Here is a 20,626-nt window from a genome sequence, read left to right as displayed (position 1 = left end):
CGGCGGATTGAGAGCCGTTCGTGATCGGGATCAATCATCATTCTCCTCCGATCCAGGCTCAGCGATCGAAGGCCTTGGCCAAAAAATCCCGCTCGACGACCAGCTGGCCGATCTTGGCGTGCAGCTTCGTCACCTCGGCCTCCCAGCCGGCCTGCGCATCTGAAGCCTTGTCGTCGAATGCCTTGGACAGGTTCTCGATGGCTTGCCGTTTCCACTGATGCTTCGTCGCCAGATCCGCGATCGTTCGCTCCCCGCGGATCGCCTCAAGCGCGACCTTGGCCTTGAACTCGGCCGTAAACCGTCTGCGTGTCTTCATGCTCGGAAGATCCACCTTATGCCCCTGTCTCGGAAACCGGGACCACCTCACTGCCCATGCCGCTATGAGGCCTCACGCAAGAACCCTGAATTGCGTGGAGTCTTCCAAACCGGCGCCGTGTTGACGGGAAGACACGACATGGGGTGCCTGGTTCGCTCGCCTGGATGTCATCTCAAGAAGCTGTCCGTCCGCTCCCAGCCTCCCATACGGCATCAGGTAAACCTTGGCTCGCTTCAGAGCAGATGGTCCAGCAGTCGCTCGGGCAATCGACATGGCCTGACCTGAACATATGGGCCTAGGCCAGCCACCTGGGCGCTACGGCCCTGCCACTGCGCTCAATCTGGGACCTATAACTATTTTGCTGTCCCTCAGATGAATGTCACATAGTTCTCTCAGCGTGTCTGGGAACCTTGGGCATTCGGATGGAGACCTTTTGCTCGCGACAAGCCCATATCGTTCCGATCAAGACCGGGCTAGCCAAAGAGGCCTGTCACCGAGACACCGGGCGGCGGATCACGCGCAGCGTTCCACTTGGACCGCCGCCACAGAAGAAGTGGTCGCTGCCGCCTGCCTCAAGGCCGGATACAACCACTTTATCGGGCATTGAAATGCGCTCCAGAACTTCGCCCGTTTCCGGATCCACACGCCGCAGCTCGCTTTCGTCGGCTTCCCAGGTGCCGTGCCAGAGTTCGCCATTTGCCCAGGTCACGCCGGTGACGTAGCGGTTGGACTCGATCGTTCTCAATATGTCACCGGTATTCGGGTCGATCTGGTATATCTTGCGGCCTTGGTATTGGCCCACCCACAGCATGCCCTCTGCCCAGGCGAGGCCGGAGTTGCCTCCACCACCGGGAGCGGGCAACGTTGACAAGATCCTGCCAGTCTCGGGATCGATTTTCTGGATCCGATCTTCCGCGATCTGGTAGAGGTGCAGGCCGTCGAACGCGGTTCCCGCATGGGCGGCAATGTCTATCGCGTGCGACAGCCGACCGAGCGATGGGTCGAGCGCGTTGAGTTTGTCTCCGCTGGCAAACCAGACGTGACGCCCGTCAAAGGTCACGCCGTGAACATGGTCGATGCCCGGAAACGGTCCGAATTCTTGAACGACTTCCGCTGGCTGCTTCTTCATGGCACCCATCCTATTCACTTGGCAGCGAACCTGGGAGCAACAATGCTGTCGGGAAATCGAGAACCGGCGGCGTCATCCAGCGGCGCGCGCGGCCCTGGCCGATTGCGCGCACTTTTCCCTCGCCTTTAGCTCGTCCAGGGCGCGCTGGACGGTTCGCGCACTGACATTGAGCGCCAAGGCAAGGGCAGAACTCGGCCAGCTCTCTCCGTCCGCCAGAAGCGCCAGCACGGTCGCATGACGTTCCTCCTTTGGTGGTGCCAGCACTGCTACACGAGTGGCCTGTCGGGCCTGGATAACAAAGCCGTTTGCGGTCGCATTAATGGTGGCGACACCCCCAAGCTCGGCCCGCAGACGGGCCATCTCTACGCGCAGTCGCGCGCGATGCGATTCGTCCGAGTAGCGTGAGCCGAAAGCGCTGGCGATGAGTTCGCCTCTAGGCACATCGTCCGGCCATCTTTCCGCCAAGGAACGTGCAAGGGAAAACAGAACCGGGCGGGTGGTCAGCGGCAAGACGGTGCCCTGGTTCCGCAGAACGTATCGACATGCATCGACCACAAGGGTGTCCGATGCCAGTAGATCCTCGACCTCTGCGAACGACAGCAATTGCTTCCTTCCACCGGAAATCAGCAGGGCAGCTGATCTGGTCATCGAGAGCCTCATGTTCCGCACTTCGGCTAACAGTGCGGAAATGCCTGCTTTGCGGGCTTCCGTCTCGGCTCGAGCCAGCGCTTCGCGAGCAACTCTGGCGCGGAGGCGCCGCAGGGCGATGCCGCACTCCGCGAGGTGGTATGTGGCACGCAATGACGGCGGCAGTGCTGCGATGTCGATGTCCAAGAGTAAGCGTTCTGCCTCGTGTATCTGGCCGACGAGCAATAGCCGCCTCACCTCAAGGATGGCCGCATGCGCGGCATTGATCCGATCGCCTTGTTTCTCGAGCAAGGTGCGAGCAGCGTCGAGCATTGTAGGTACAGCAGCGAGATCGCGGGAGACGAGCGTGATCTCCGCCTCGGCGACGACACACCTCGCTTTCGCCACCGGGTTCCTTTGCCCGAAGGCACGCGCTGCCCTTCTTAGCGCCAGTCTGGCGCGCGGAAGGTCACCAATCTGAGCCATGGCAATCCCGCGCAGAGCAAGCGCGGGTGGGTCGTCGCGCAGGGACACGCACTTGAGCGCCAGCAGAGGGTCGCCTGTGGCAAGGGCATGAGCCGCAGCGGCCATCAGTGAGTCCATCGCCAATCCCGCCACACTTGTAACTCTCGCTTCTGCGTCATGGAGACTAGACAGCCAAGGTGCCGCGCTGAAGCGAGCACACGCAAATAGGTGCAAAGACAATTCGTCGATGTCAATCGTGAAGCCAAGACAAGATCGATCCCGAAAGCTTCTTATTGAACATCACAAATCTGCTGCCCTTTGTGCAAACTTGAGGAGAGTTTGATTATGAACATGCACATCGATATCAATGAATACGCTATCATCGGAAAATCGAATACTCTGATTTTCAGGCGGCTTGTTCCCACGTCGACTGGCGATGTTTGGACATGGCTCACCGAGAACCATCGTCGCAGGCAGTGGCTCGCCGACGGAGAAATGACCCTGTCAGAAGGTACAGAGTTCGAGCTCGTCTGGCGTAACGACGACCTCGACAAGGCTCCCGATGAAATCGTCGAGGGCACCTCAAGCTCGCACAGCATGCGCTGTGTCGTCACAGAAATCGAGCCTGGGCGGGCGCTCTCTTTCACCTGGATGAACAGCGGCGGCGTCAGCTTTGGTCTTGCTCAGAAAGGTGCCGGGACCGTGCTTGAGATCGTCCACAAGGAGCTGCCGGATCGTGAAAACCTCATCAGGATCGCGGCTGGTTGGCACGCGCACCTCGACATCCTCGACGCGCGAATTCGTGGAGTCCGACCCGAACCCTTCTGGGAAAGCTGGCGCCGGCTCAGGGCCGAATACGACCAGCGGATCGCGGCGTGACCATTACCGGCAAGGCGTTTCGGAAAAGGAGAATTTCATGCGCAGGCTCATTTCTGCAGTGAAGATTTCACTCGACGGGAAGATTGAAGGCCCTGACGGTTATGCGGACTGGGTGAAGGCGTGGTCAGAAGACTATGGTCTTACGCCGCAGATCGATGCCTGCCTGCTCGGTGGTGGAATGTATCCGGGCTATGAGCAGTACTGGACGGCCATGCAGCGGGCTCCCGACGAACCTCTGCCCATGACCGGACAGAAGCCGACCGCCAAGGAGATAGCCTGGGCGAAGCTGATCCCCGAGTTGCCTCACTATGTTCTTTCATCGACGCTGAAGACCGCGCTCTGGCCGAACACGCGCTTCCTCCGCGGAGTCGACGAAGTGGCCCAGCTCAAGAACCTGCCCGGCAAGGACATTTATCTCGTTGGCGGGGCGCAGGTCGCATCGTGCTTGATCGACGCCGGACTGGTCGACGAAATCAGGCTCATAGTGCACCCCCTCCTTGCAGGCGCAGGAAAGTCGCATTTCGAGGGGCTGGACGGTCGAAAGCAACTCGAGCTGAGTGAAGTGAGGCAGCTTGAGAATGGTCTGGTGTACTTGAGGTACGGTTTGATCTGAAAGCGCATTGCTTGCTTGAAACTGACTTCCAGGGCCGCATGTGCCACTCTGTCCGACAGGCAATCAGCGATAGTGCGTTCAACTGCGCGGCGCTGTGGGGGCGCATACGACTTGTTCATGCGGTTCCTGAACGTCTGCTGCTCGACAATTGCGTGGACGGAGAACAACCAGCAAATCGGGGCGGCTAGCTCTTCATCACTCATGGAAGAACGTCGACACATATTCAGCCCACGGCTGTTCCAGTCGTCCGCTCCCTTCTCGCACCTCGTGATTGCGGGGGACATCGGTATCGTATCCGGCATCATTGGCCAGGACGCTGCCAGTGGCGGATTGGTGAGCGAGGACGTAACCGCACAGACGCATGCAGCTTTCGACAACCTCCAGATAGCCTTAGAGGATGCTGGTCTGTCGCTGGCGCACCTGATCTCCACGCGGCTTTATCTGCTCGACTATCGACATTTCGAAGAGATCAACAGCGTCTACAGGGAGCGCCTCGCTGATCCGTATCCTGCACGGACAACCCTTCAAGTGTCCGCGTTGCCGCTGGGCGCCAAGGTGCAGATCGAAGCCATCGTCACCACGAGGTGACGCAAGCGGCTCCCGGAAGAGCCCGCGTTTCCTCTGAGCAGCTGCTGGGCGCAGTGGTAGGTCGACCTCGCCTACCGGCCGCGCCGACCTAGGTTGTTGACGATGATCACGCCAGAAAGTGCCAGGCAGTCACCCAGAAGCGTCGTTGCCGTCGGCGTCTCGCCCAGCAGGCCCCAGGCCATCATCGTCGCACAGGGCGGGATGAGGTAGAGAAACATGCCTGCACGCCCGGCGCCGAAGCTGCCGATCGCGTAGGTCCAGCATGCCTGGCCTATGATCCCCGGTCCCACGGCGAGGAATATTACGACGAGCCACGTCTCAACGCTGGCAACCTCCACTTGAGCCGCGGCCTCACGAAGCCACGGAAGCAATGCGACCGCTCCTGACAGCAGCACCCATGCAGTCAAATCGAACGGTGCCAAGTGATCGAGCAGACTGCGTTGTAGCACCGAGTAAATCGCAGCGCAGGCCGCAGCGCCAAGCACGAGGCTCGAACCGGCGCAAAGGTGAAGCCACCTGGCTGTCCCCAAGCAATCACGGCCACGCCGGCAAAGCCGACCATCGCGCCCAGCCAACTCCAGCGCGCAAAGACCTCACCAAGAAAAACGACGGCGAGCAGTGCCATGAACAGCGGCTGGGTGTTGACAATGAAGCTGGCCGCCCCAGCGGACACCTCGGCCTGTCCCGAATTGAGCAGGATGTTGTAGGCCGCAATCCCGAGTACGCCGCACAAGGCGACCCGTCCAAAATCGCGTCCCGAAAAACCGCACGGCCGACGCCACAAGAGCCATGCCAAGGCGAACAGCGCCGCAAGGGCAAAGCGCAACGACGCCAGCGGCAACGGGTCGATTTCGCGCAGGGCATAGCCGATAGCCGGAAACGACGCTGCCCACGTCGATATCGTCCCGACAACGGCAAGGGTGGGAAGGATAGGAACAGCCATGACACACGCTTGCGAAATTGGTCGTCGCCGATGTGTACCTTGAGAAAACCTATTGACATATGGCGGGGTTAAGCATTCAGCTGTGCGCATGGTGCACATCTCGGCTCTTCCGCCGCTCGATTATTTGCAAGCAGTCGTGGCCGCGGCGTCGCTCGGCTCGTTCACCGCTGCCGCCGAGCGGCTTAGCATCACCCATGGTGCTTTGAGCCGCAGGGTGGCGGCGGTTGAGCATTGGGCTGCTGTACGCTCTTTACGCGTCACGGGCGTGGTGTCCGCCTCACTCTTGAGGGTGAGCGGCTGGTGGCCCGGATTGAAGCGGCCATCGCAACTCTAGAGGATGGCCGCCCGGCCCGCCAGAAAGGCAACGAGCTTCCGGTGATCCGAGTCGGGGTCGTCGCATCCTTTGCACGGTTGTGGCTGGTGCCTTGTCTGAACAGGCTCGAGGGAGAGCCGCCGGATCTTCGCATCGAGCCGGATGTCGACACCCGCCACATGACACTTTCCGATGCCCGCATTGCCATCCGGCTTGGAAGGGGCGATTGGCCGGGAACTCGCTCAGAGCCTCTCTTCGATGAGACTCTGGTCGCTGTGGCTCATCCCGCTGTCGCCGAAGCGTTGGGCAACGATCCTTCGCCTGAACGCCTGATGGAGCAGCCTCTCCTGCACGATGCCTCCGTTGAATCCTGGCGCACATGGCTCTCAGGCATTGGAGTCGACTATGTCCGTCGTCCTCAGGATCGCATCCTGCAAGGCCATGATCTCGCGCTCGCTGCCGCCGCATCCGGCCTTGGCATTGCGCTTCTGCGAGACCCCTATGGCCTCGCCTTCTCCAATCGGCTCGGCCTGGTAGCCATTCATGATCACCGGGCAAGAAACCCGAACCGGTTTCACATCGTGACCCGCCCCGGCCAGCGCCATCCGGCTATTCAGCGTCTGGTCGACCGGCTTCACGAACTGGCTGGCGACATTACGGGCGGTTACAGTCTTGCCGACCCATAGGTCGCCGTCGACGCGCCACCAACGCTGCAACTTCTGCCGGGAGTGAAGGCGAGACTTGAACGCTATGCCCTTGTCGCGTCGAAGGTTTGCACGATGCGCCAACGCCCATCGATAAACTCCTCATTGGTCCACCGAAACGATGAGGCCGTAATGTCCCGGAAGATCCATCGCCGTGAAACCTTCACTTCAGGGGTTGTTTCCAGAAGGATGGTGTCGTCGATCCCACGCCCCGTGAACGTCAGCACCGCACTGCGCATCGGGCCGATCCAGTCGATCGCCATCCGCCCAACGCCGGATCATAGAACCGGATGCTCGTGCCGTATTCATAGTCGTCCTGGCCGCGCTGGCCACGGGATGGAACGATCCAGACATCCTGAATGGCGCGTCCCTCAAGCACGCGTGAGAAATGCCATTCGCCGTCTTGCCGGCGGACAAGCTGGCCGCTCTCGTCAAACCATTTCACTTCCAGATGCCAGCTTCCCAGCAAAGGTTCGAACAGTCTCTGGCTGCTTGGAATGTCCGGGTGAACAGCATCGGAAACGAGTGCATCAGCAAAGGTGCTGGTGTTCAAGTCAGCATCTCCGAAATGTTAGTCTTCAGATGGGACCATGAACGCGACTGCGCTAAGTTAGGATTGTAGTCAGTCAACGAGAACTTCCACAGTCAGGGAGGGCTCAGCTGCTGACAGGCTTGTCAGGAATTCCGTGGCTCCAAAGACGGAGGCAGGGGGCAGAGCCCCGGTTGCCCTGAAGTCTCCGATCGCGATCCGCTCGACAGCTTCGCCGATCAGAGGTGCAGTGAAATGGTAGATATCCTTTCCACGAGCCAGGAGCTGGCGATTTCCCTTGCGACCGGTGACGGCTACATGGATCGTAAACTGCTGCGCCGATCGGCCTGATGCATCGACAGCCGCTGGTGCAGGCGTCTCAGGGTTTCGCACGTCGGAGAGTGCGTTCCTAGTCAGAAATGTTCTGAGTTCGGCCAGCGGCAGGTGACGAAAGATGACCGGAACCTCCGAGAACGGCAGTTCTACGACCTCTTGCTCCTGCAATGGGGGAGGAAAGGTCCAGGTCATATCCCTAGGTGGAGTGGTGATAGGCACGAGTGCACCTCCCGATACCATCATGCGGGGTGCAGTATTCTTTCTGCCGGTTTCACGCGTACCTTGCGTTGGGTGCCAGTAGCTGAGCGCGATCGCGATCGTGACCGCATCGTAGTCTGTCACGCTTTCCACAATCGAAGAAACGAGCAGATCCGCAAATCCGCCGAAGAAGGCCATGGAAGGAAGGAAGATGAGTCCCCTTTCGCGGGCGGCGCTATCGAATTGTGCATATATGTCTGATGTACTTACCTGTTCCGCACTGACGTCCAGGTAGTGCGCGCCAGCCCGGATAGCAGCTGGGGCAACGTATCGCGCCGTGTCCAGAAACGGTCCGGCGCAGTTCACGACGATGCCTGCCCCGGCGATGGCACGATCAAGGGCCGCGACATCGTCCAAGCGTGCTTCCCGTAGTTCAAGCCCAAGTCGGCCGGAGCCGGCAGCCTTGAGGCGGGTCCTGCTCCGCCCTATCACGATTGGCTCAAGCCCCCGATCGAGCAGGTTGCGCACCACGAAGCGGCCAGTGTGTCCAGCCGCGCCCACAACAGCTATCTTCATGCGTACAGCCTGTAGTGAAGAGGTCATCCCTTTGCGCGAGATGCGGGAGGGCAAGGGCAAAGGCCGCTTGCGCCTACACTCACCGGATTCTGCGTTGCAGACCCGGCAAGATGCCTGGTCCTGCTCACTCCGCAAGCCGATCAGGGAGTGGCTTCAGCGGATAGTGCGCCCAGAAGAATGCGTCCGAGGAATGCATGTCGGTGAGGAAATTCTGTGCTTCTACGATCTTGCCGTCGCGAAGGCGGAACATCAGCGCGTAGAGCTGGTCGATCTCCGGTCCCTCGCCAACGTTTGACCAGCCTCGATGGATGTCGACAACCAGGTCACCCTGCGCCTGGAAGAAGATCGGCTCCGCGCTGAAGCGGCCTTTGGCAAGTTCGCCGAAGAACGCCATCACTTCGTCGCGCCCCCGTTTTTCGCCGGCGAGAGGATGATGCCCGGGAATGCGCCAGACGACATCCGGTGCGAGATAGGATCGGATGGCGTCAAGGTCGCCTGCGGCGTGAGCCGCGTAGTAGTCCTCGATGACCTTGAGATTGCCTTGTCCCACCTCGTCGGCGGCGGCGTGGTAGGGCGCGACAGCGATTGTGGCGACGGCCAGCAGCATCTTGAACGTCCTCATGGGAAACGACCTCCTGAAGTTGCAGGTATGCCTCTTTGTTCGGGTGAAATTTCCCGTGCGCCGGCCCGGAGAAAAACCCGGCGCGTCCTACAGGCCTATGAGGCCCGGCCTAAGAATGGGATTTGGGCTTTACTGTTCGAAGGCCCCGCTGGAAGCCGCCTTGGCGAAATCGACGAAAGCTCTCAGCTTCGGGGGCATGAAGCGGCGGCTGGGGAAATAGAGGAAGAGCGGGTCGTAGGAAGGGCAGTATTCTTCGAGCACCTTCACCAGGGACCCCTCGCGGAGTGCCGTTAAGGCCATGCCCTCGAACACGAAAGCGAGCCCGACACCGCGCCTGCTGCATCGACAACTAGAGGTAGCGTATTCAAAGAGAGACAAGGGTCGGGAGTGAACTGAATTTCACGTCCCGCCTGGATGAAGTCCCGGGGCCGGATTGACCCGTTCCAAGGAAATTTCAGGGCGATGCAGCGATGCTCGCCTAGCTGAGACGGCGTCTCGGGGACACCGTACTTCTGCAGGTAATCGGGGTTTGCAATCACCGCATTCCGCAGCGGCGGCCTCAGCCTCACGGCGATCATGTCCTTCTCGATCAACTCGCCGATGCGCACCCCGGCGTCAAAGCCTTCGGCGGCAATATCGGCGAATCGGTCGTCATAGACGATGTCGAGCCTCACATCGGGAAATGCCGCCATGAAAGGTGCCAGAATTGCGTCCATGAGCAGCGGGCCAGCTATCCAGGGGAGATTGAGGCGCAGCGTGCCTGACGGCCGGTCCCTAAGGTCCTTGAGCGCTTCTCCTGCGGTGAGGATGTCCGCGACTGCCGGGCGCACGCGTTCGAGGTAGAGTTGGCCCGCCTCGGTGAGCCCGACGCTCCGCGTGGTTCTGTTGAACAGGCGCACTCCCAGGCGCTTTTCGAGGTTGCGAATGGTCTCGCTGAGCGAGGGAGCGGTGATCCCTAGCTCCTGCGCGGCGCGCGTGAAGCTGCGGGCCCATCAGATCCATGGCGAGCGCGGTTTTCTCCTCCTGCGCGGCGCGCGTGAAGCTGCGGGTCTCCGCAACCCGCAGGAATGCCAAAATGCCGTTGAGCTGGTCTTGGCGCATTGTGAGGCAATTCCGAATGACCTGGTAGAACTATAGGCGTTTTTCCGATGCAGGTCAGGACCCATGTTCTTCATGTTTTTCGCATTCCGCCTTTTGCGAGGTGGAAACCTTGGTCGCCTCATCGCACTGGTACGTGGTTGTTCTTCATGTTTTTCGCATTCCGCCTTTTGCGAGAGCCGCTGTTGAGCGAACGGTGAGGACCGCCGCAACCTTCCTGTTTGATCGCAACAGATTCTCCCCCACCGCACAGCCTTCTTGGCAACCTCCGGTCATAGACCGGAGATTTCTCTCAGTCGCCAGTCCATCGATCCCAGCGACGATCGATGCGCCGATGCACGCGATATTCAATGCGCGCATCCCGGCGCGCTGCGGCTCGTGGGGGAACGACAGCGCTGTGGCTGTGGATATATACAGTCGCCTCCGGAACGAGGTGATACACGCTGGTAACGGGCACGGGGTGTCCGGTGGCCGTATAAGAGATGTACCTGGCAGACACCCATCCGCGATATCCGGCCCAGGCAACATCGCACCAGGATGAATGCGGGAGGCAGCCAATGATTGAGATCGGCTGGCTGACCGGGATGACGGTAACGATCGGGTGCTGGGTGCCAGGACCGGCGCGCAGGTTGATCGTACCAGTCGTAACGCCAGGATGCGCAGCAGCAATTGTGCAGGACATAATCAGGGCAGCCAAAGTGAGAGGGACGGTAAGCTTCATTTCTGTACCTCCGGGGTAGTTGCAAGGGGGGAAAGATTGTCTTTGAACCGACCAGGATCACCGGCGGCGAAGGGTTCTCAGTTCGCGGAGCGACAGTTGCCCGTCGCCATTGCGATCGGCCCGCCGGATGCGGTCGGGAATGAAGTTGGAGAACTCGGCGCGAGTGATTCGGCCGTCTCCGTCAGTGTCCATCGCCACGGCGTGATCGGCCAGATTGGAAAGCCGTTCTGTTGTTTCACGCGCCAGGTTGGCCTCCTTGAGCACGGCGTGGATTTCCGACTCATCGAGGATGCCATTGCGGTTCGTATCGAGGCGTTCGAACAGTCTGGCGCGGGCAGCCGAGATTTCCGAGAACTGGATCGAGCGATCGCCATTCAGGTCCATCTTGCGTAATGCCTCCCGGACACCTGGCACATCGGACGCGAAGGCGCTGTGGCCACCAACGAACAACAGCGCGACAGGCATGAGCAACTTGAAGGCCATTTGATCCTCCTGTGATGCCGCTCGGGGCGGATCCCATGGGCCTTCTACGTGTGGGGTACCGCTCTCCTACGCCCGGTGGGACGAGAAAATTCTTCTGGAGTAGCGTAGGAGCGGGTGCCTTTCGGCGTATCGCCCATGTCCGCTTCCGAGCGGCTGATCGAGGATGAAAGGATCCCTGCATGAAGAAGACGGCTTCATTTGTGTTCGCCGCTTTAGGTTTCTGCACTGCAATATTGGGAGCAGCCGACGCCCAGTCGGCACCGGGAACGGCTCTGCTCGATCGTCTGGATACGAACGGTGACGGAGCCTTGACCCGAGACGAGATCGCTGCAGCGCGCGAACGCCTCTTCGAACGCCTGGACTTCAATCGCGATGGAAATCTCGACGCCGAAGAGGTTGGACGGTTTCAGGACGCCGTCATGGATCGCGCAGTCGCGCTTCAGATCCTCCTTGGTGCCCAGTGGCGGCGCATGGATTCAGATGCCGACGGCACAGTCTCCAGGGAAGAGTTCCGGTCGCGCGCCTCGTTTTTCGATCTCGTCGATCGGGACGGTGATGGAAGGCTTTCTTCCGCCGAATTTCTCCTGGTGCGCAACATCCTATCGGGCCGGCCCGACCGTTGATTGGAATGCGACCAGGATACTGAAAGGAGACCACACTGGCCAATGTTGCATTCCCAGCAGAAGTTCACCGGAATCCGGGCCGTTGGCGGCAGGACCATGGTGATCGGGCAAGAACGTCAAAGCCGTCAGGCGATGGCCCGCAGGCCTTCGGCCGGGTGAACCGCATGGCGATGACACGTAGTGGGGAGACAGATGAGGATGATCATCTCCTTGCTCGCATCGCCGCGGGCGACAGGGCTGCGCTTGCGCGACTCATCGATCGCCACGGGCGCGGGTTACGCATTTTTGCCGCCCGCTTTCTCGGAGGGAACGCGGACGCCGAGGATGTCGTGCAGGACGTGTTCGTGGCCGTATGGAAGCACGCCCACCGTTTCGACCCGCTTAGGGCGCGTGCGACCACCTGGCTCTACCGGATTGCCGCCAACCGCTGCATCGACATGCGCCGCCGACGAAACCTGCGCGCCTTCCTTGGCCTCGAAGATGTGCAGGAATCGCTCGCGGACGATCGCCCGGATGCGGAGGCTCATGTCAGCGCGAGAGCCGAAATCTCCGCAGTGCGCCAGGGCCTGCTCCTACTACCGGCGCGGCAGCGGATGGCGTTGCTCCTGCGTGTGGTCGCGGACTTCGATGTTCCTTCCATCGCGGAGGTGATGGGGACCAGCAGGGGATCTGTCGAACAACTGCTTGTACGAGCCAGACGTTCATTGCGGGGTCACATCGAGAAACCCCAGAACGATACCATGCCAACAGGAGGACCTCATCGTGACACAGGAAGAGTATGAGGCACTAAAGCGCCGCTTCGGCCCTCATCCGTCGCGATGGCCTGCACCGTTTCGCCAGGAGGCGGAAATCTTCCTTGCTACACGACGCGGGGACGCAGTGGCAGATGAAGACGCCTACCTCGACAGGCTCGTTCTCGAAGCCTCGCTCATGGCGTCGGACGAGCGCGTCCTGCTCAAGAAGGTGCAGCACAAGATAGAAAGACGCCGCGCCTTCCCGATCTTGGATTTCGCTCAATGGTTGCCAGCCGGCGTGGCAGGTGGCGTGGCAGTTCTCGTTGGTTCCTTGATCGCAGGCTACGTCACTGGAGGCACTCGGGACACGCTGGATGATCTCTTGCTCGCACTCGCTGCGGGAAGCCCTGCCGCTAGCACCCTGGAAGCACTGCCCGAACTCCTGGCAGAAGAACTGAACCTGGAGACATTTCTGTGACGCGACGCGCGTGGCTTCAGTTTGCCCTTGTTTGTGCTCTTGGGCTTTCGGTGACTGCAAATGCCTTTCTGCTTGGTTTCGCAATGAGAAGCCGGGACGGGGGGCGCGACCTCGGCCTGCTGGGGCAGGACGTCTTGCAAGTGTATCCTGCCCAAGTCCGAGCTGAGCTCCGCGATATCCTGAGTGAGAACCGGCCGCGGATACGTGATGCTCTTCACGAACTCAGGCAGGCACGCTTGAGCCTTGCCCGTGAAATCAACGCCGAGGAGCCCGATGAAGCAAAGGTTAGGCTCGCAATGGAAGAAGTCCGTCGAGCCACCACCGCACTGCAGGCTCTTGTCCAGGAGCAACTTCTGGAGGCCCTGATGCGATCGAGATCGAACAGGTAGATGCCGGCGACACGGTTTGTCGCCGTCGGGAGCCTGCACGAATGCCGCGTAGTAGTTCGAGCGTACTGTTCGCTGATCCCTGGTGCGCCGTTGTCGACGCCATTTGCGCAAGCCGCTGAATGGAATGCGTCGAATCGGAAGCTTACTGGCTTCTTTCCCAAGACCGGACAGTCCGCTATCCGCCCCTTTTCAGGCAAAGTTTGCCCGGACAGTTGCACTCAAACCACCGACTTGCGCTGCGCCGCCTCCCTGAACCACTGCGCACTGAGCTTCGGCGTGCGCTTCTGTGTCTTGAAGTCCACGTGCACGATCCCGAAGCGATCACCATAACCGTTGATCCACTCGAAATTGTCCATCGCGCTCCACACGAAACTTCCCTTCAACGGAATGCCTTCGACAGTGGCACGGTGCTGCCACGTCATGCCGTTTCTCAAATACATCAGCCGATCCGAATCATAGACGTTGCCATCGGGGGCGACCTCGTCTGCCGCCGCGCATCCGTTCTCGGTGATGTAGATCTCCTTCGGCTGCCAGATCGAATGCAGGAGCCTGGGTGCCCAGTATTGGGACTCCGGCGACAGCCGGTGCCAGTCCGAGAACATCTTCGGGTGCGAGATGCTGAACGGCACCTCCCGGTATCCCGGCGGATCATCCGACGCCTCGACGACAAGCAGGGGGATGTAGACGTTGATGCCGACGAAATCCACCGGCGTCCCGATGATCTTCATCTCTTCGTCGGTAAACTTCGGCGCATCATTTCCGGCCGCCTTCAGGTAGGCGTCGTCATAGCGGCCCTCTAGCATTGGCCCGAGAAAGTATTTGTTTTGAGCCCTGGTGGCCGCCTCGGCGGCCTTTATGTGTTCGGGGGAGTCGATGATCGGCAGGGCGTGGCCCATGTTCTCGGCTGGCCCCACTTTTGTGCCGGCGCGGCCCATGGCGCGGATCGCCTGGACGGCGAGGCCATGGCCCAGCACCGCATGGTGTCGAACTTGGTTGAGCGGTCCGTCTTCGAGCAGGATACCGGGAGCGCTCATCAGCCGAACGGTCCGGCCTTGCACGTGCAGTTCGACGCCGCGGTGTGCTGTTTCCGTCACCTGCTTGAACTCGTTGATGGTGAAGAAATGTCCCACCCGGTCGCCAAGGGCCTTCGCGACCACGCCTGCGTACTCCCCCAGGGCTTTCGCCGTTTCGGCCGACTGCCAGCCTCCATATTTGTCCTGCAGGGCCTGCGGCAGGTCCCAGTGATAGAGCGTTGCGAAAGGTTCGATGTCGGCTGCCTTGAGCTCGTCCACCAGCCGATCGTAGAAGTCGAGCCCCTTCTGATTAAGCTGTCCGGTACCCTCCGGGAAGATGCGCGGCCAGGAAAAGGAGAAGCGGTAAGCCTTCGCGCCAATGTCCTTTATCAGCGCAACGTCTTCCTTGTAACGGTGATAATGATCGATAGCGACATCGCCGGTGTCACCGTTTTTGATCTTTCCGGGCGTGTGGGCGTATCGGTCCCAAATTGATTCGCCCTTGCCATCCTCGTTCCAAGCCCCCTCGATCTGGTAGGCCGCCGTGGCGACACCCCAGAAGTAGCCTTCCGGGAATTGGCGCGAGTCGGCCTGTTCCCCCGCTGTTTCAGACCAGTTGCGGGTGTTTGTGCGACGGCCGACACACCCATCGGTGCCAGCAGTGCCGCGCCGCCAGAAAGCTTCGTGAATTCCCGGCGGTTGAAGCGGAATGACATTGGTTCCTCCTCTTGAGCGCATCCACTCGACAGCAGGGTCGGCCGTGTTCACGTCAAACGGCTCACATCCGCTGGTCGGCCCGGCAAATTCGCGCTGCTGTGTTCCGCTCTGCCGTCGCGCAGCGCACGGGCACTTGGATGCTTGGAACTGGCGCTTGAAGGATGTCCGGCTAGCGCCCGAACAGCCGGCCTTCCAGTTCCGCGCTTCCGGTCAGCACCAGGTCGCCGGCGGATTTGCCGAGCGCGATCTGGTAGGTGCCTTCGGCAATGCGCCACTGGTTTGCCTTGGCCTCGAACCGCGCAAGCAGGCGTGGGTCGACTGTGAGCGACACCTGCTTCGACTCGCCCGGTTTCAGCACCTCACGCTCGAAGCCAAGCAACCGCATACGCTTCTCGTTGGGCGCAGCGGTGAGATAGAGTTGTGGTACGTCTGCGCCTTCCCGGTCTCCGGTGTTGATGACGGTGAAGGTCGCGGTGACGGTTTCCTCGCTGGACACGAGACTGGCTTCCGCTTCGGACGTCGGAGCGGGCGCATCCGCGGCAGTCGATGTTACCGCCGGCCGCCCGGTTCCCTTCGCAGCGGTTTCAACGGTGCCATCGGATATGCGGAGGTTGCTATAGGCGAAATTCGTGTAGCTGAGGCCGTGCCCGAAAGCGTAGAGCGGCTTGATATCCCTCTTGGCATACCAGCGGTAGCCGACCTCGGCGCCCTCGTCATAGCGGATGGTGACGGGTGTACCCCATGGCGTGCCGAGGCCGGACAGCGTCGGCCGCGGCGTATCGGCAAGTGCGACCGGCCAGGTGACCGGCGTGCGTCCGGACGGGTTGACTGAGCCGGCAAGCACCTCGGCGATTGCCTGAGCACCCGCCTGCCCCGGATACCAGGCCTGTACGATCGCCCTCACCTTGTCGCGCCACGGCATGGAGACCGGATTGCCGGTTTCAAGCACGACGATCGTGTTCGGGTTCGCCGTGGCGACCGCGTCGATCACCGCATCCTGGCCCCAGGGCAGCGATAGATCCGGCAGGTCGAACCCCTCGCCCTCGACGCGAATGCCGAACGCGATCACGACGTCGACACGCCTCGCGGTCAGCGCGGCCTCGGCCGGCGTATAGCCTGGATCGAACTCGACCTGCGCATTTGGAAACGCCTTCTGCAGTTCCTCGACCGGCGAAGGCCGGAACAGGAAGAGGTTGCGATGCTTCCCCATGACACCGGCACCGCCGATCTTGCTCGTTGCGGCAAAACCGCCGACGGGCGCAACCGCGCCGGAGCCCGTCCCGCTGATCACCCCTTGCTGGGCATAGCCGCCGATGACGGCGATCTTAAGCGGCTCGTCGGCAGCAAGTGGCAGCACGCTTTCGTTCTTCAGAAGCACGATGCCCTGGCGCGCAATCTCCAGCGCGATCTCGTTGTGCGTCGCCATGTCGACTTCAGGAGCTGGTCCCCATTTGTCGATGCCTACCGCATAGGCAGAGCGCAGGATGCGGCGCACCATGTCAGACAGACGCTCCTTGGGGAGCTTGCCTTCCTCATAGGCCTGCCGCAGCGGACGCGTGAACGGCTCGGTGTCCAGGCCCCACATGAACGGATCGGCCTGGGCACCGGATTCTTGGTCCAGGCCGTGAAGCGCGTACTGCCATTCCGGCGTCGCACCCCAGTCCGACATCACGTAACCTTTGTAGCCCCAGGTACCCTTCAGTACCTCGTTGAGCAGGTGATCGTTGCCGCCGGCAGAAACGCCGTTGATCTTGTTGTAGCCGCTCATGATCGCGCCCGGCTGGGAGCGTTCGATCGCGATCTGGAACGCGAGCAGATCCGACTCGCGATGTGCCGCCGGGTCGATGATCGCGTCGAGCCAGTGCCGGTTCGTCTCGTTGGCGTTGAGCGTGTAGTGCTTGAGGGTGGAGATGACCTGCTGGCTCTGGATGCCGTTCACCTGCTCGGCGGCAAGAACGGCGCTCAGCAACGGATCTTCGCCGTAATACTCGAAGTTCCTGCCGTTGCGCACCTCACGGGTGAGGTTCATCCCGCCTGCGAGCATGATGTTGAAGCCCCGGCTGCGCGCCTCGCGCGCGATTGCGACGCCGCCCTCGCGGGCAAGTTCCGGGTTGAAGCTCGAACCGACGACGATCGACGCGGGGAACGCAGTCGCTCCCGGGTCGTTCGGCCGATAGCCGGGGTTGGTGATGCCCATGCTGGCGTCGCTGGATTTCAGGTCCGGGATGCCAAGCCGCGGGATTCCGGGCGTCCAGCCGGCACTCTGGTTTTCGACATGCGCAACGCGCTCGTCCGGAGGCAGGGTGCCACCGGCCACATTGCCGAGAATACTGACGAGGAGCGAGAACCGCTCGTCATCGGTCATCTGCTGCTCGGTTCGCCGAGCCCGCACGTCAGCTTCCGATTCCTGTGAAAATGCCTGCACGCTGCCGATGATCAGGGGCAGCCCGGCAACAGATGAGAGCAACCTTTTCATGTCATCCTCCCTGGGGTCCTCAGCCTCGTCGGCAGCAGTCGAGGTCCCCCATACTCGGCCCTGCAGGCGAGGATGGGTTGCATGTTCTTCATTATCAAAACTGCGCGGCTGGGGCCAGAGAGGAAGCCGTCGCGACAATTCCTTAGCGAATGGTAATCAGACCCAGGCATGCGGATACTTTGATTATCCGCATTCCGACCCCAGCTGCAGCGCGTCAGACGGGGCGCTGCTGTTCCACCTGCTGAGCCCGCTCTACGAGCGCACCAGCGTCGTCATCACCACCAACCTCAGCTTCAGCGAGTGGGCGACCGTCTTCGGCGACGCCAAGATGACGACGGCGCTGCTCGATCGGCTGCTCACCCATCACTGCCACATCCTCGAGACCGGAAACGACAGCTTCCGCTTCAAGAACAGCTCAGCCCAGACCACCGACACAAAGAAGGATAACCAAGGCCTGAGACCCAAACCATACATGAAGGCGGGTCACTTCTCGGCGAAAATCCCGGGTCAGCTCTCAGCGGAAATCAACACTGAATCACCTGCCTCGGGTTTTGAATCCAATTAACGCAAATTGTCTCGATTTGAGATGAGTTGCCGACACATCGAGACAGCGTGCGGACACGTCATCTGACATCTTTTCGAACGAAAGCCTCGAGAGCTGAGGCATGCGTTCGACAGGAACGAGTTTGCTGTTGGCGTCGCGGCAGCATTGGAGAGGGGACGGAGTCTGCCTAGGCGCAGCGCCGCGTTCTCAAGGCACTTGCCAAAACAAGAGTAAACACGGCCCAGGCTGTCGCACCATCACTCCACCCCGGCTACTGCAGCAGCGGAGGGAAATCAAAACGCGTCTTTCCGGCAAGCTGACGGCTGACGATTTGATCTAGCTCTCTGATTTTTGGGTTGAACAAGTCGGTCTGGCTTATCGGCACGATGAGGTGGGCCTGCGCCCGCGAGAACGCCACGTTCAGAAGGCGGAACCCGCCAGGAGAGTTCAGAAACGACTCATGGGCGCTGACCGGGTCGAAAATCACGATCTTGCGTTCCGATCCCTGGGCACGATGGACAGTGCTGACCTTTATCCTAACGTTCCGCTTGCGCAGCATCTCGGAAATCAGGGCGCGCTGCGCCCTATACGGGGTCAGGACGACGATATCGTCCTCGTTGGCATAAGCTCCCCGCAGCTCGTCGATCAGCTCGGTGATGAAGACGGCGGAATTGAAGCGTATCGGGCCGTTGTAGGTCTTTGACCAGGTGTACTCCGCCTCCAGGCGCTTGAGAACGACGTGGGGAACGCTGCGTCCCTGAATGAAGTATGGCTCGCGTGACTTCCTCCATTCGGTATCATTCCGGGCTTTCGCGCATAGCCTCAGCTTCTTCTCGTAAAAGAGTTCCGACACGGCTTCGCCGATGTCCTGGCACATGCGTGACTGCTCGTCGAGGAACACTGAACGGGCCCTTTTTCGTAGGACGTCGAACGCCGTCTTCTCCAGGACACGCTGCGCAGACTTTTCCTGGACGACAGGGGCAAGCTGCCGGGGGTCGCCTGCAAAGACGCACCGCGGCGCAAGCCCGCCAAGGACCAGCGCCGCGGGAAACGGAATCTGGCTGGCCTCGTCGGTTACGACCAGGTCCCAGTCACGCTGCTTCAGGTACTTGTGGAACCCAAGCGCTGTCGCCGTGGTCATCGCGATGACGCGGTACCTGAAGATCGCGTACTTGAGCTCCCTTCCCAGTTCCTGCCGGAGCTCCCTGACCTTTCTCTTCCACATCGCGTACTTGAACGCGTTCTTCCTGTCGGGCTCCTCAAGCTCCGCCATCTGTACCCTGATGGCTTGTTCGTAGATTCCCGGCTCCAGAAGGTACTGCCTGTAGGTGTAGTTCTTCACGTCGAAGCGCGAGCCGAGTCGTTTCAGCGACTTGGCGACGTCCTCCTTGCCAAGCCTCTTCAGCCAGTCGTCGACCGAAGTGATGGCAGCGTCAACCGCGATATTTGTGGGGCCGACGATAAGGACCTTCCGTTCGGGAAACCTTGCGAGGAAATTGGCTACCATGGCCCCGAGCGTGAAGGTTTTGCCCGTTCCGGGCGGTCCGTCCACCAAGGCCAGCGGATAGAGAGCGGCGTCGATGGCCTCGGCCTGCTTTTCCCTCAGGGGACTGAATTCCTCCGGAAGTTGGAGCGGCTCGTCCAGTGGCTTCTCAGCCGTGCGCTTCAAGACCTCACGCGCTGTGCGAAGGCCGGATGACGTTTCCCAAACATCGATGAGGGGTTCCAAGAAGTCCTGAAGGAAGAACTTTATTTCCTGCCCCGCGACAGGCGGATCGCCCCACCGGCGCTCCACCACCACGGAACCCTCCTCAGGATTGACGAAGCTCACGAAGCCTCTCGCTTCGTACGGCTCATGGTCCGTGGTCCATTTGCACCTGGCTTCCTCAAGGCTCTCGTCGATTGCTCCGGACCTGTGCCTTCTCGCGCTGGCAAGCTCAATGCGAAGAACGTCTGCGTCCCTCTCGACAGCTTTCACCACATACGTGACGCCTCTGGCAACAAGCTGCCTTTCCGCCCGCAGCGCTGCCAAGATATCGTCCTTGCTGATAGCCTTGGAGTTCTTCTGCTGGCTGGCTTGTGGTTTCTTGACTGCCAGCCTGGCCTCAGGCGTCCTCATCCCCCCTACCCAAAGCGAGTCCCTTCGCGGCGCCCTTAAGGAATCGTTTTGAGCGACCGCTTCGAGATGCAGCAATTAAGCGTTGACAAGACCCTCTCGTCAATCTGGCAGGGAATGCTGAATCGAACACCTCAGATTCTGAGTAGCCTGCTTCGAGCTCTGAATTGAATTACCGTAAATTGTATCGGATTTGGGCTGAGTGGCCGACACATCAAGACAGCGTCCGGACAAGTTTCGCAATGCGCGCGATGCTGCGCCGAGACAGCTGCGGCTGCTTCGGGGCAGGCCGACGCCGCTGTGTCGGCCTGCCGCGGATCGTCTCCTTGTTCTCGCGCAGTGCCGTCTCCTTCAGTGCGATCGCCCTCCTTCCCCATCCGGATGCGGGTGAGATGA

At 60.7% G+C, this 20,626-nt stretch carries 19 protein-coding genes and 5 pseudogenes; 10 read left to right on the top strand and 14 right to left on the bottom strand.

The window, feature by feature from the left end; all coding sequences use genetic code 11:
* From NYR54_RS18300 to NYR54_RS18290, 3 genes and pseudogenes are all read right to left on the bottom strand, one after another.
* Positions 1-316 (bottom strand): annotated as a pseudogene (locus tag NYR54_RS18300) (transposase); the annotation flags it as partial.
* 490 nt (positions 317-806) lie between these two features.
* Positions 807-1,445, bottom strand: coding sequence for a Vgb family protein (locus NYR54_RS18295; RefSeq protein WP_261517159.1), 639 nt, complete (start codon positions 1,443-1,445; stop codon positions 807-809).
* Between the two features lie 10 nt (positions 1,446-1,455).
* Positions 1,456-2,675: pseudogene (locus NYR54_RS18290) on the bottom strand (helix-turn-helix domain-containing protein).
* Positions 2,676-2,882: 207 nt separating this feature from the next.
* Between NYR54_RS18290 and NYR54_RS18285 the strand changes: the two are divergent.
* The 3 genes from NYR54_RS18285 to NYR54_RS18275 all read left to right on the top strand — a co-directional run bounded on the left by NYR54_RS18285 (position 2,883) and on the right by NYR54_RS18275 (position 4,617).
* Complete coding sequence (locus tag NYR54_RS18285) at positions 2,883-3,416, top strand: SRPBCC family protein (protein ID WP_261517158.1); 534 nt, start codon at positions 2,883-2,885, stop codon at positions 3,414-3,416.
* A 37-nt stretch (positions 3,417-3,453) separates the two neighbouring features.
* Entirely contained in the window at positions 3,454-4,029 is a 576-nt protein-coding gene (locus NYR54_RS18280) for a dihydrofolate reductase family protein (protein WP_261517157.1), read from the top strand.
* A gap of 117 nt (positions 4,030-4,146) precedes the next feature.
* The gene (locus NYR54_RS18275) at positions 4,147-4,617 is read left to right on the top strand and encodes a RidA family protein (protein WP_261517156.1); all 471 of its coding nucleotides are present in this window, start codon (positions 4,147-4,149) and stop codon (positions 4,615-4,617) included.
* 71 nt (positions 4,618-4,688) lie between these two features.
* Here NYR54_RS18275 and NYR54_RS18270 read toward each other — a convergent pair.
* Positions 4,689-5,560, bottom strand: a pseudogene (locus tag NYR54_RS18270) (DMT family transporter).
* Positions 5,561-5,648: 88 nt separating this feature from the next.
* Between NYR54_RS18270 and NYR54_RS18265 the strand changes: the two are divergent.
* Together NYR54_RS18265 and NYR54_RS18260 are read left to right on the top strand one after the other, a co-directional pair.
* Positions 5,649-5,894 (top strand): helix-turn-helix domain-containing protein, encoded by a 246-nt coding sequence (locus NYR54_RS18265; protein WP_261517155.1) that lies wholly within the window; start codon positions 5,649-5,651, stop codon positions 5,892-5,894.
* Positions 5,861-6,559 (top strand): LysR substrate-binding domain-containing protein, encoded by a 699-nt coding sequence (locus tag NYR54_RS18260; RefSeq protein ID WP_261517154.1) that lies wholly within the window; start codon positions 5,861-5,863, stop codon positions 6,557-6,559. The genes NYR54_RS18265 and NYR54_RS18260 overlap by 34 nt, the downstream gene beginning before the upstream one ends.
* Positions 6,560-6,621: 62 nt before the next feature.
* Here the strand turns inward: NYR54_RS18260 and NYR54_RS18255 are convergent, their stop codons facing one another.
* From NYR54_RS18255 to NYR54_RS18235, 6 genes and pseudogenes are all read right to left on the bottom strand, one after another.
* Positions 6,622-6,840 (bottom strand): hypothetical protein, encoded by a 219-nt coding sequence (locus NYR54_RS18255; protein ID WP_261517153.1) that lies wholly within the window; start codon positions 6,838-6,840, stop codon positions 6,622-6,624.
* A gap of 359 nt (positions 6,841-7,199) precedes the next feature.
* Positions 7,200-8,216, bottom strand: a complete 1,017-nt coding sequence (locus NYR54_RS18250) for a saccharopine dehydrogenase family protein (RefSeq protein WP_341484324.1) — start codon at positions 8,214-8,216, stop codon at positions 7,200-7,202.
* Positions 8,217-8,340: 124 nt separating this feature from the next.
* Positions 8,341-8,838 carry a nuclear transport factor 2 family protein gene (locus NYR54_RS18245; RefSeq protein WP_261517151.1) on the bottom strand — a complete coding sequence of 166 codons (498 nt, stop codon included), beginning with the start codon at positions 8,836-8,838 and terminating at the stop codon, positions 8,341-8,343.
* 129 nt (positions 8,839-8,967) lie between these two features.
* A pseudogene (locus NYR54_RS18240) lies at positions 8,968-9,812 on the bottom strand (LysR substrate-binding domain-containing protein); the annotation flags it as partial.
* A gap of 416 nt (positions 9,813-10,228) precedes the next feature.
* Entirely contained in the window at positions 10,229-10,618 is a 390-nt protein-coding gene (locus NYR54_RS19395; protein WP_423738645.1) for an SH3 domain-containing protein, read from the bottom strand.
* 96 nt (positions 10,619-10,714) lie between these two features.
* Positions 10,715-11,140, bottom strand: a complete 426-nt coding sequence (locus NYR54_RS18235; protein ID WP_261517150.1) for an EF-hand domain-containing protein — start codon at positions 11,138-11,140, stop codon at positions 10,715-10,717.
* Positions 11,141-11,319: 179 nt separating this feature from the next.
* Here NYR54_RS18235 and NYR54_RS18230 point away from each other — a divergent pair, with 179 nt between their 5' ends.
* The 4 genes from NYR54_RS18230 (at position 11,320) to NYR54_RS19390 (ending at position 13,364) form a co-directional block, all read left to right on the top strand.
* Positions 11,320-11,763 (top strand): EF-hand domain-containing protein, encoded by a 444-nt coding sequence (locus NYR54_RS18230; RefSeq protein ID WP_261517149.1) that lies wholly within the window; start codon positions 11,320-11,322, stop codon positions 11,761-11,763.
* A gap of 164 nt (positions 11,764-11,927) precedes the next feature.
* A complete protein-coding gene (locus NYR54_RS18225; protein ID WP_341484323.1) occupies positions 11,928-12,545 on the top strand; it encodes an RNA polymerase sigma factor in 618 nt (205 codons plus the stop codon).
* The gene (locus NYR54_RS18220) at positions 12,526-12,975 is read left to right on the top strand and encodes a hypothetical protein (RefSeq protein WP_261517148.1); all 450 of its coding nucleotides are present in this window, start codon (positions 12,526-12,528) and stop codon (positions 12,973-12,975) included. Before NYR54_RS18225 ends, NYR54_RS18220 begins: the two co-directional genes overlap by 20 nt.
* Entirely contained in the window at positions 12,972-13,364 is a 393-nt protein-coding gene (locus tag NYR54_RS19390; RefSeq protein WP_423738644.1) for a periplasmic heavy metal sensor, read from the top strand. Before NYR54_RS18220 ends, NYR54_RS19390 begins: the two co-directional genes overlap by 4 nt.
* A gap of 218 nt (positions 13,365-13,582) precedes the next feature.
* Here the strand turns inward: NYR54_RS19390 and NYR54_RS18215 are convergent, their stop codons facing one another.
* Positions 13,583-15,145, bottom strand: coding sequence for a GH1 family beta-glucosidase (locus NYR54_RS18215; RefSeq protein ID WP_261517147.1), 1,563 nt, complete (start codon positions 15,143-15,145; stop codon positions 13,583-13,585).
* A 118-nt stretch (positions 15,146-15,263) separates the two neighbouring features.
* On the bottom strand, positions 15,264-17,570 hold the full coding sequence (locus tag NYR54_RS18210; RefSeq protein ID WP_261517146.1) for a beta-glucosidase: 2,307 nt from the start codon (positions 17,568-17,570) through the stop codon (positions 15,264-15,266).
* A 208-nt stretch (positions 17,571-17,778) separates the two neighbouring features.
* Between NYR54_RS18210 and NYR54_RS18205 the strand changes: the two are divergent.
* Positions 17,779-18,135 (top strand): annotated as a pseudogene (locus NYR54_RS18205) (ATP-binding protein); the annotation flags it as partial.
* A gap of 250 nt (positions 18,136-18,385) precedes the next feature.
* Here the strand turns inward: NYR54_RS18205 and NYR54_RS18200 are convergent.
* Both NYR54_RS18200 and NYR54_RS18195 read right to left on the bottom strand, forming a co-directional pair.
* Positions 18,386-20,233: a DEAD/DEAH box helicase gene (locus tag NYR54_RS18200; protein WP_261517145.1), complete on the bottom strand. Its 1,848-nt coding sequence runs from the start codon at positions 20,231-20,233 to the stop codon at positions 18,386-18,388.
* Between the two features lie 211 nt (positions 20,234-20,444).
* Positions 20,445-20,626: hypothetical protein (locus NYR54_RS18195; RefSeq protein WP_261517144.1), on the bottom strand; the 182-nt coding region annotated here is incomplete at its 5' end.

The organism is Chelativorans petroleitrophicus (assembly GCF_025398195.1).
Taxonomy (GTDB): Bacteria; Pseudomonadota; Alphaproteobacteria; order Rhizobiales; family Rhizobiaceae; genus Chelativorans; species Chelativorans petroleitrophicus.
This window is presented reverse-complemented; position numbering and strand designations above follow the sequence as displayed.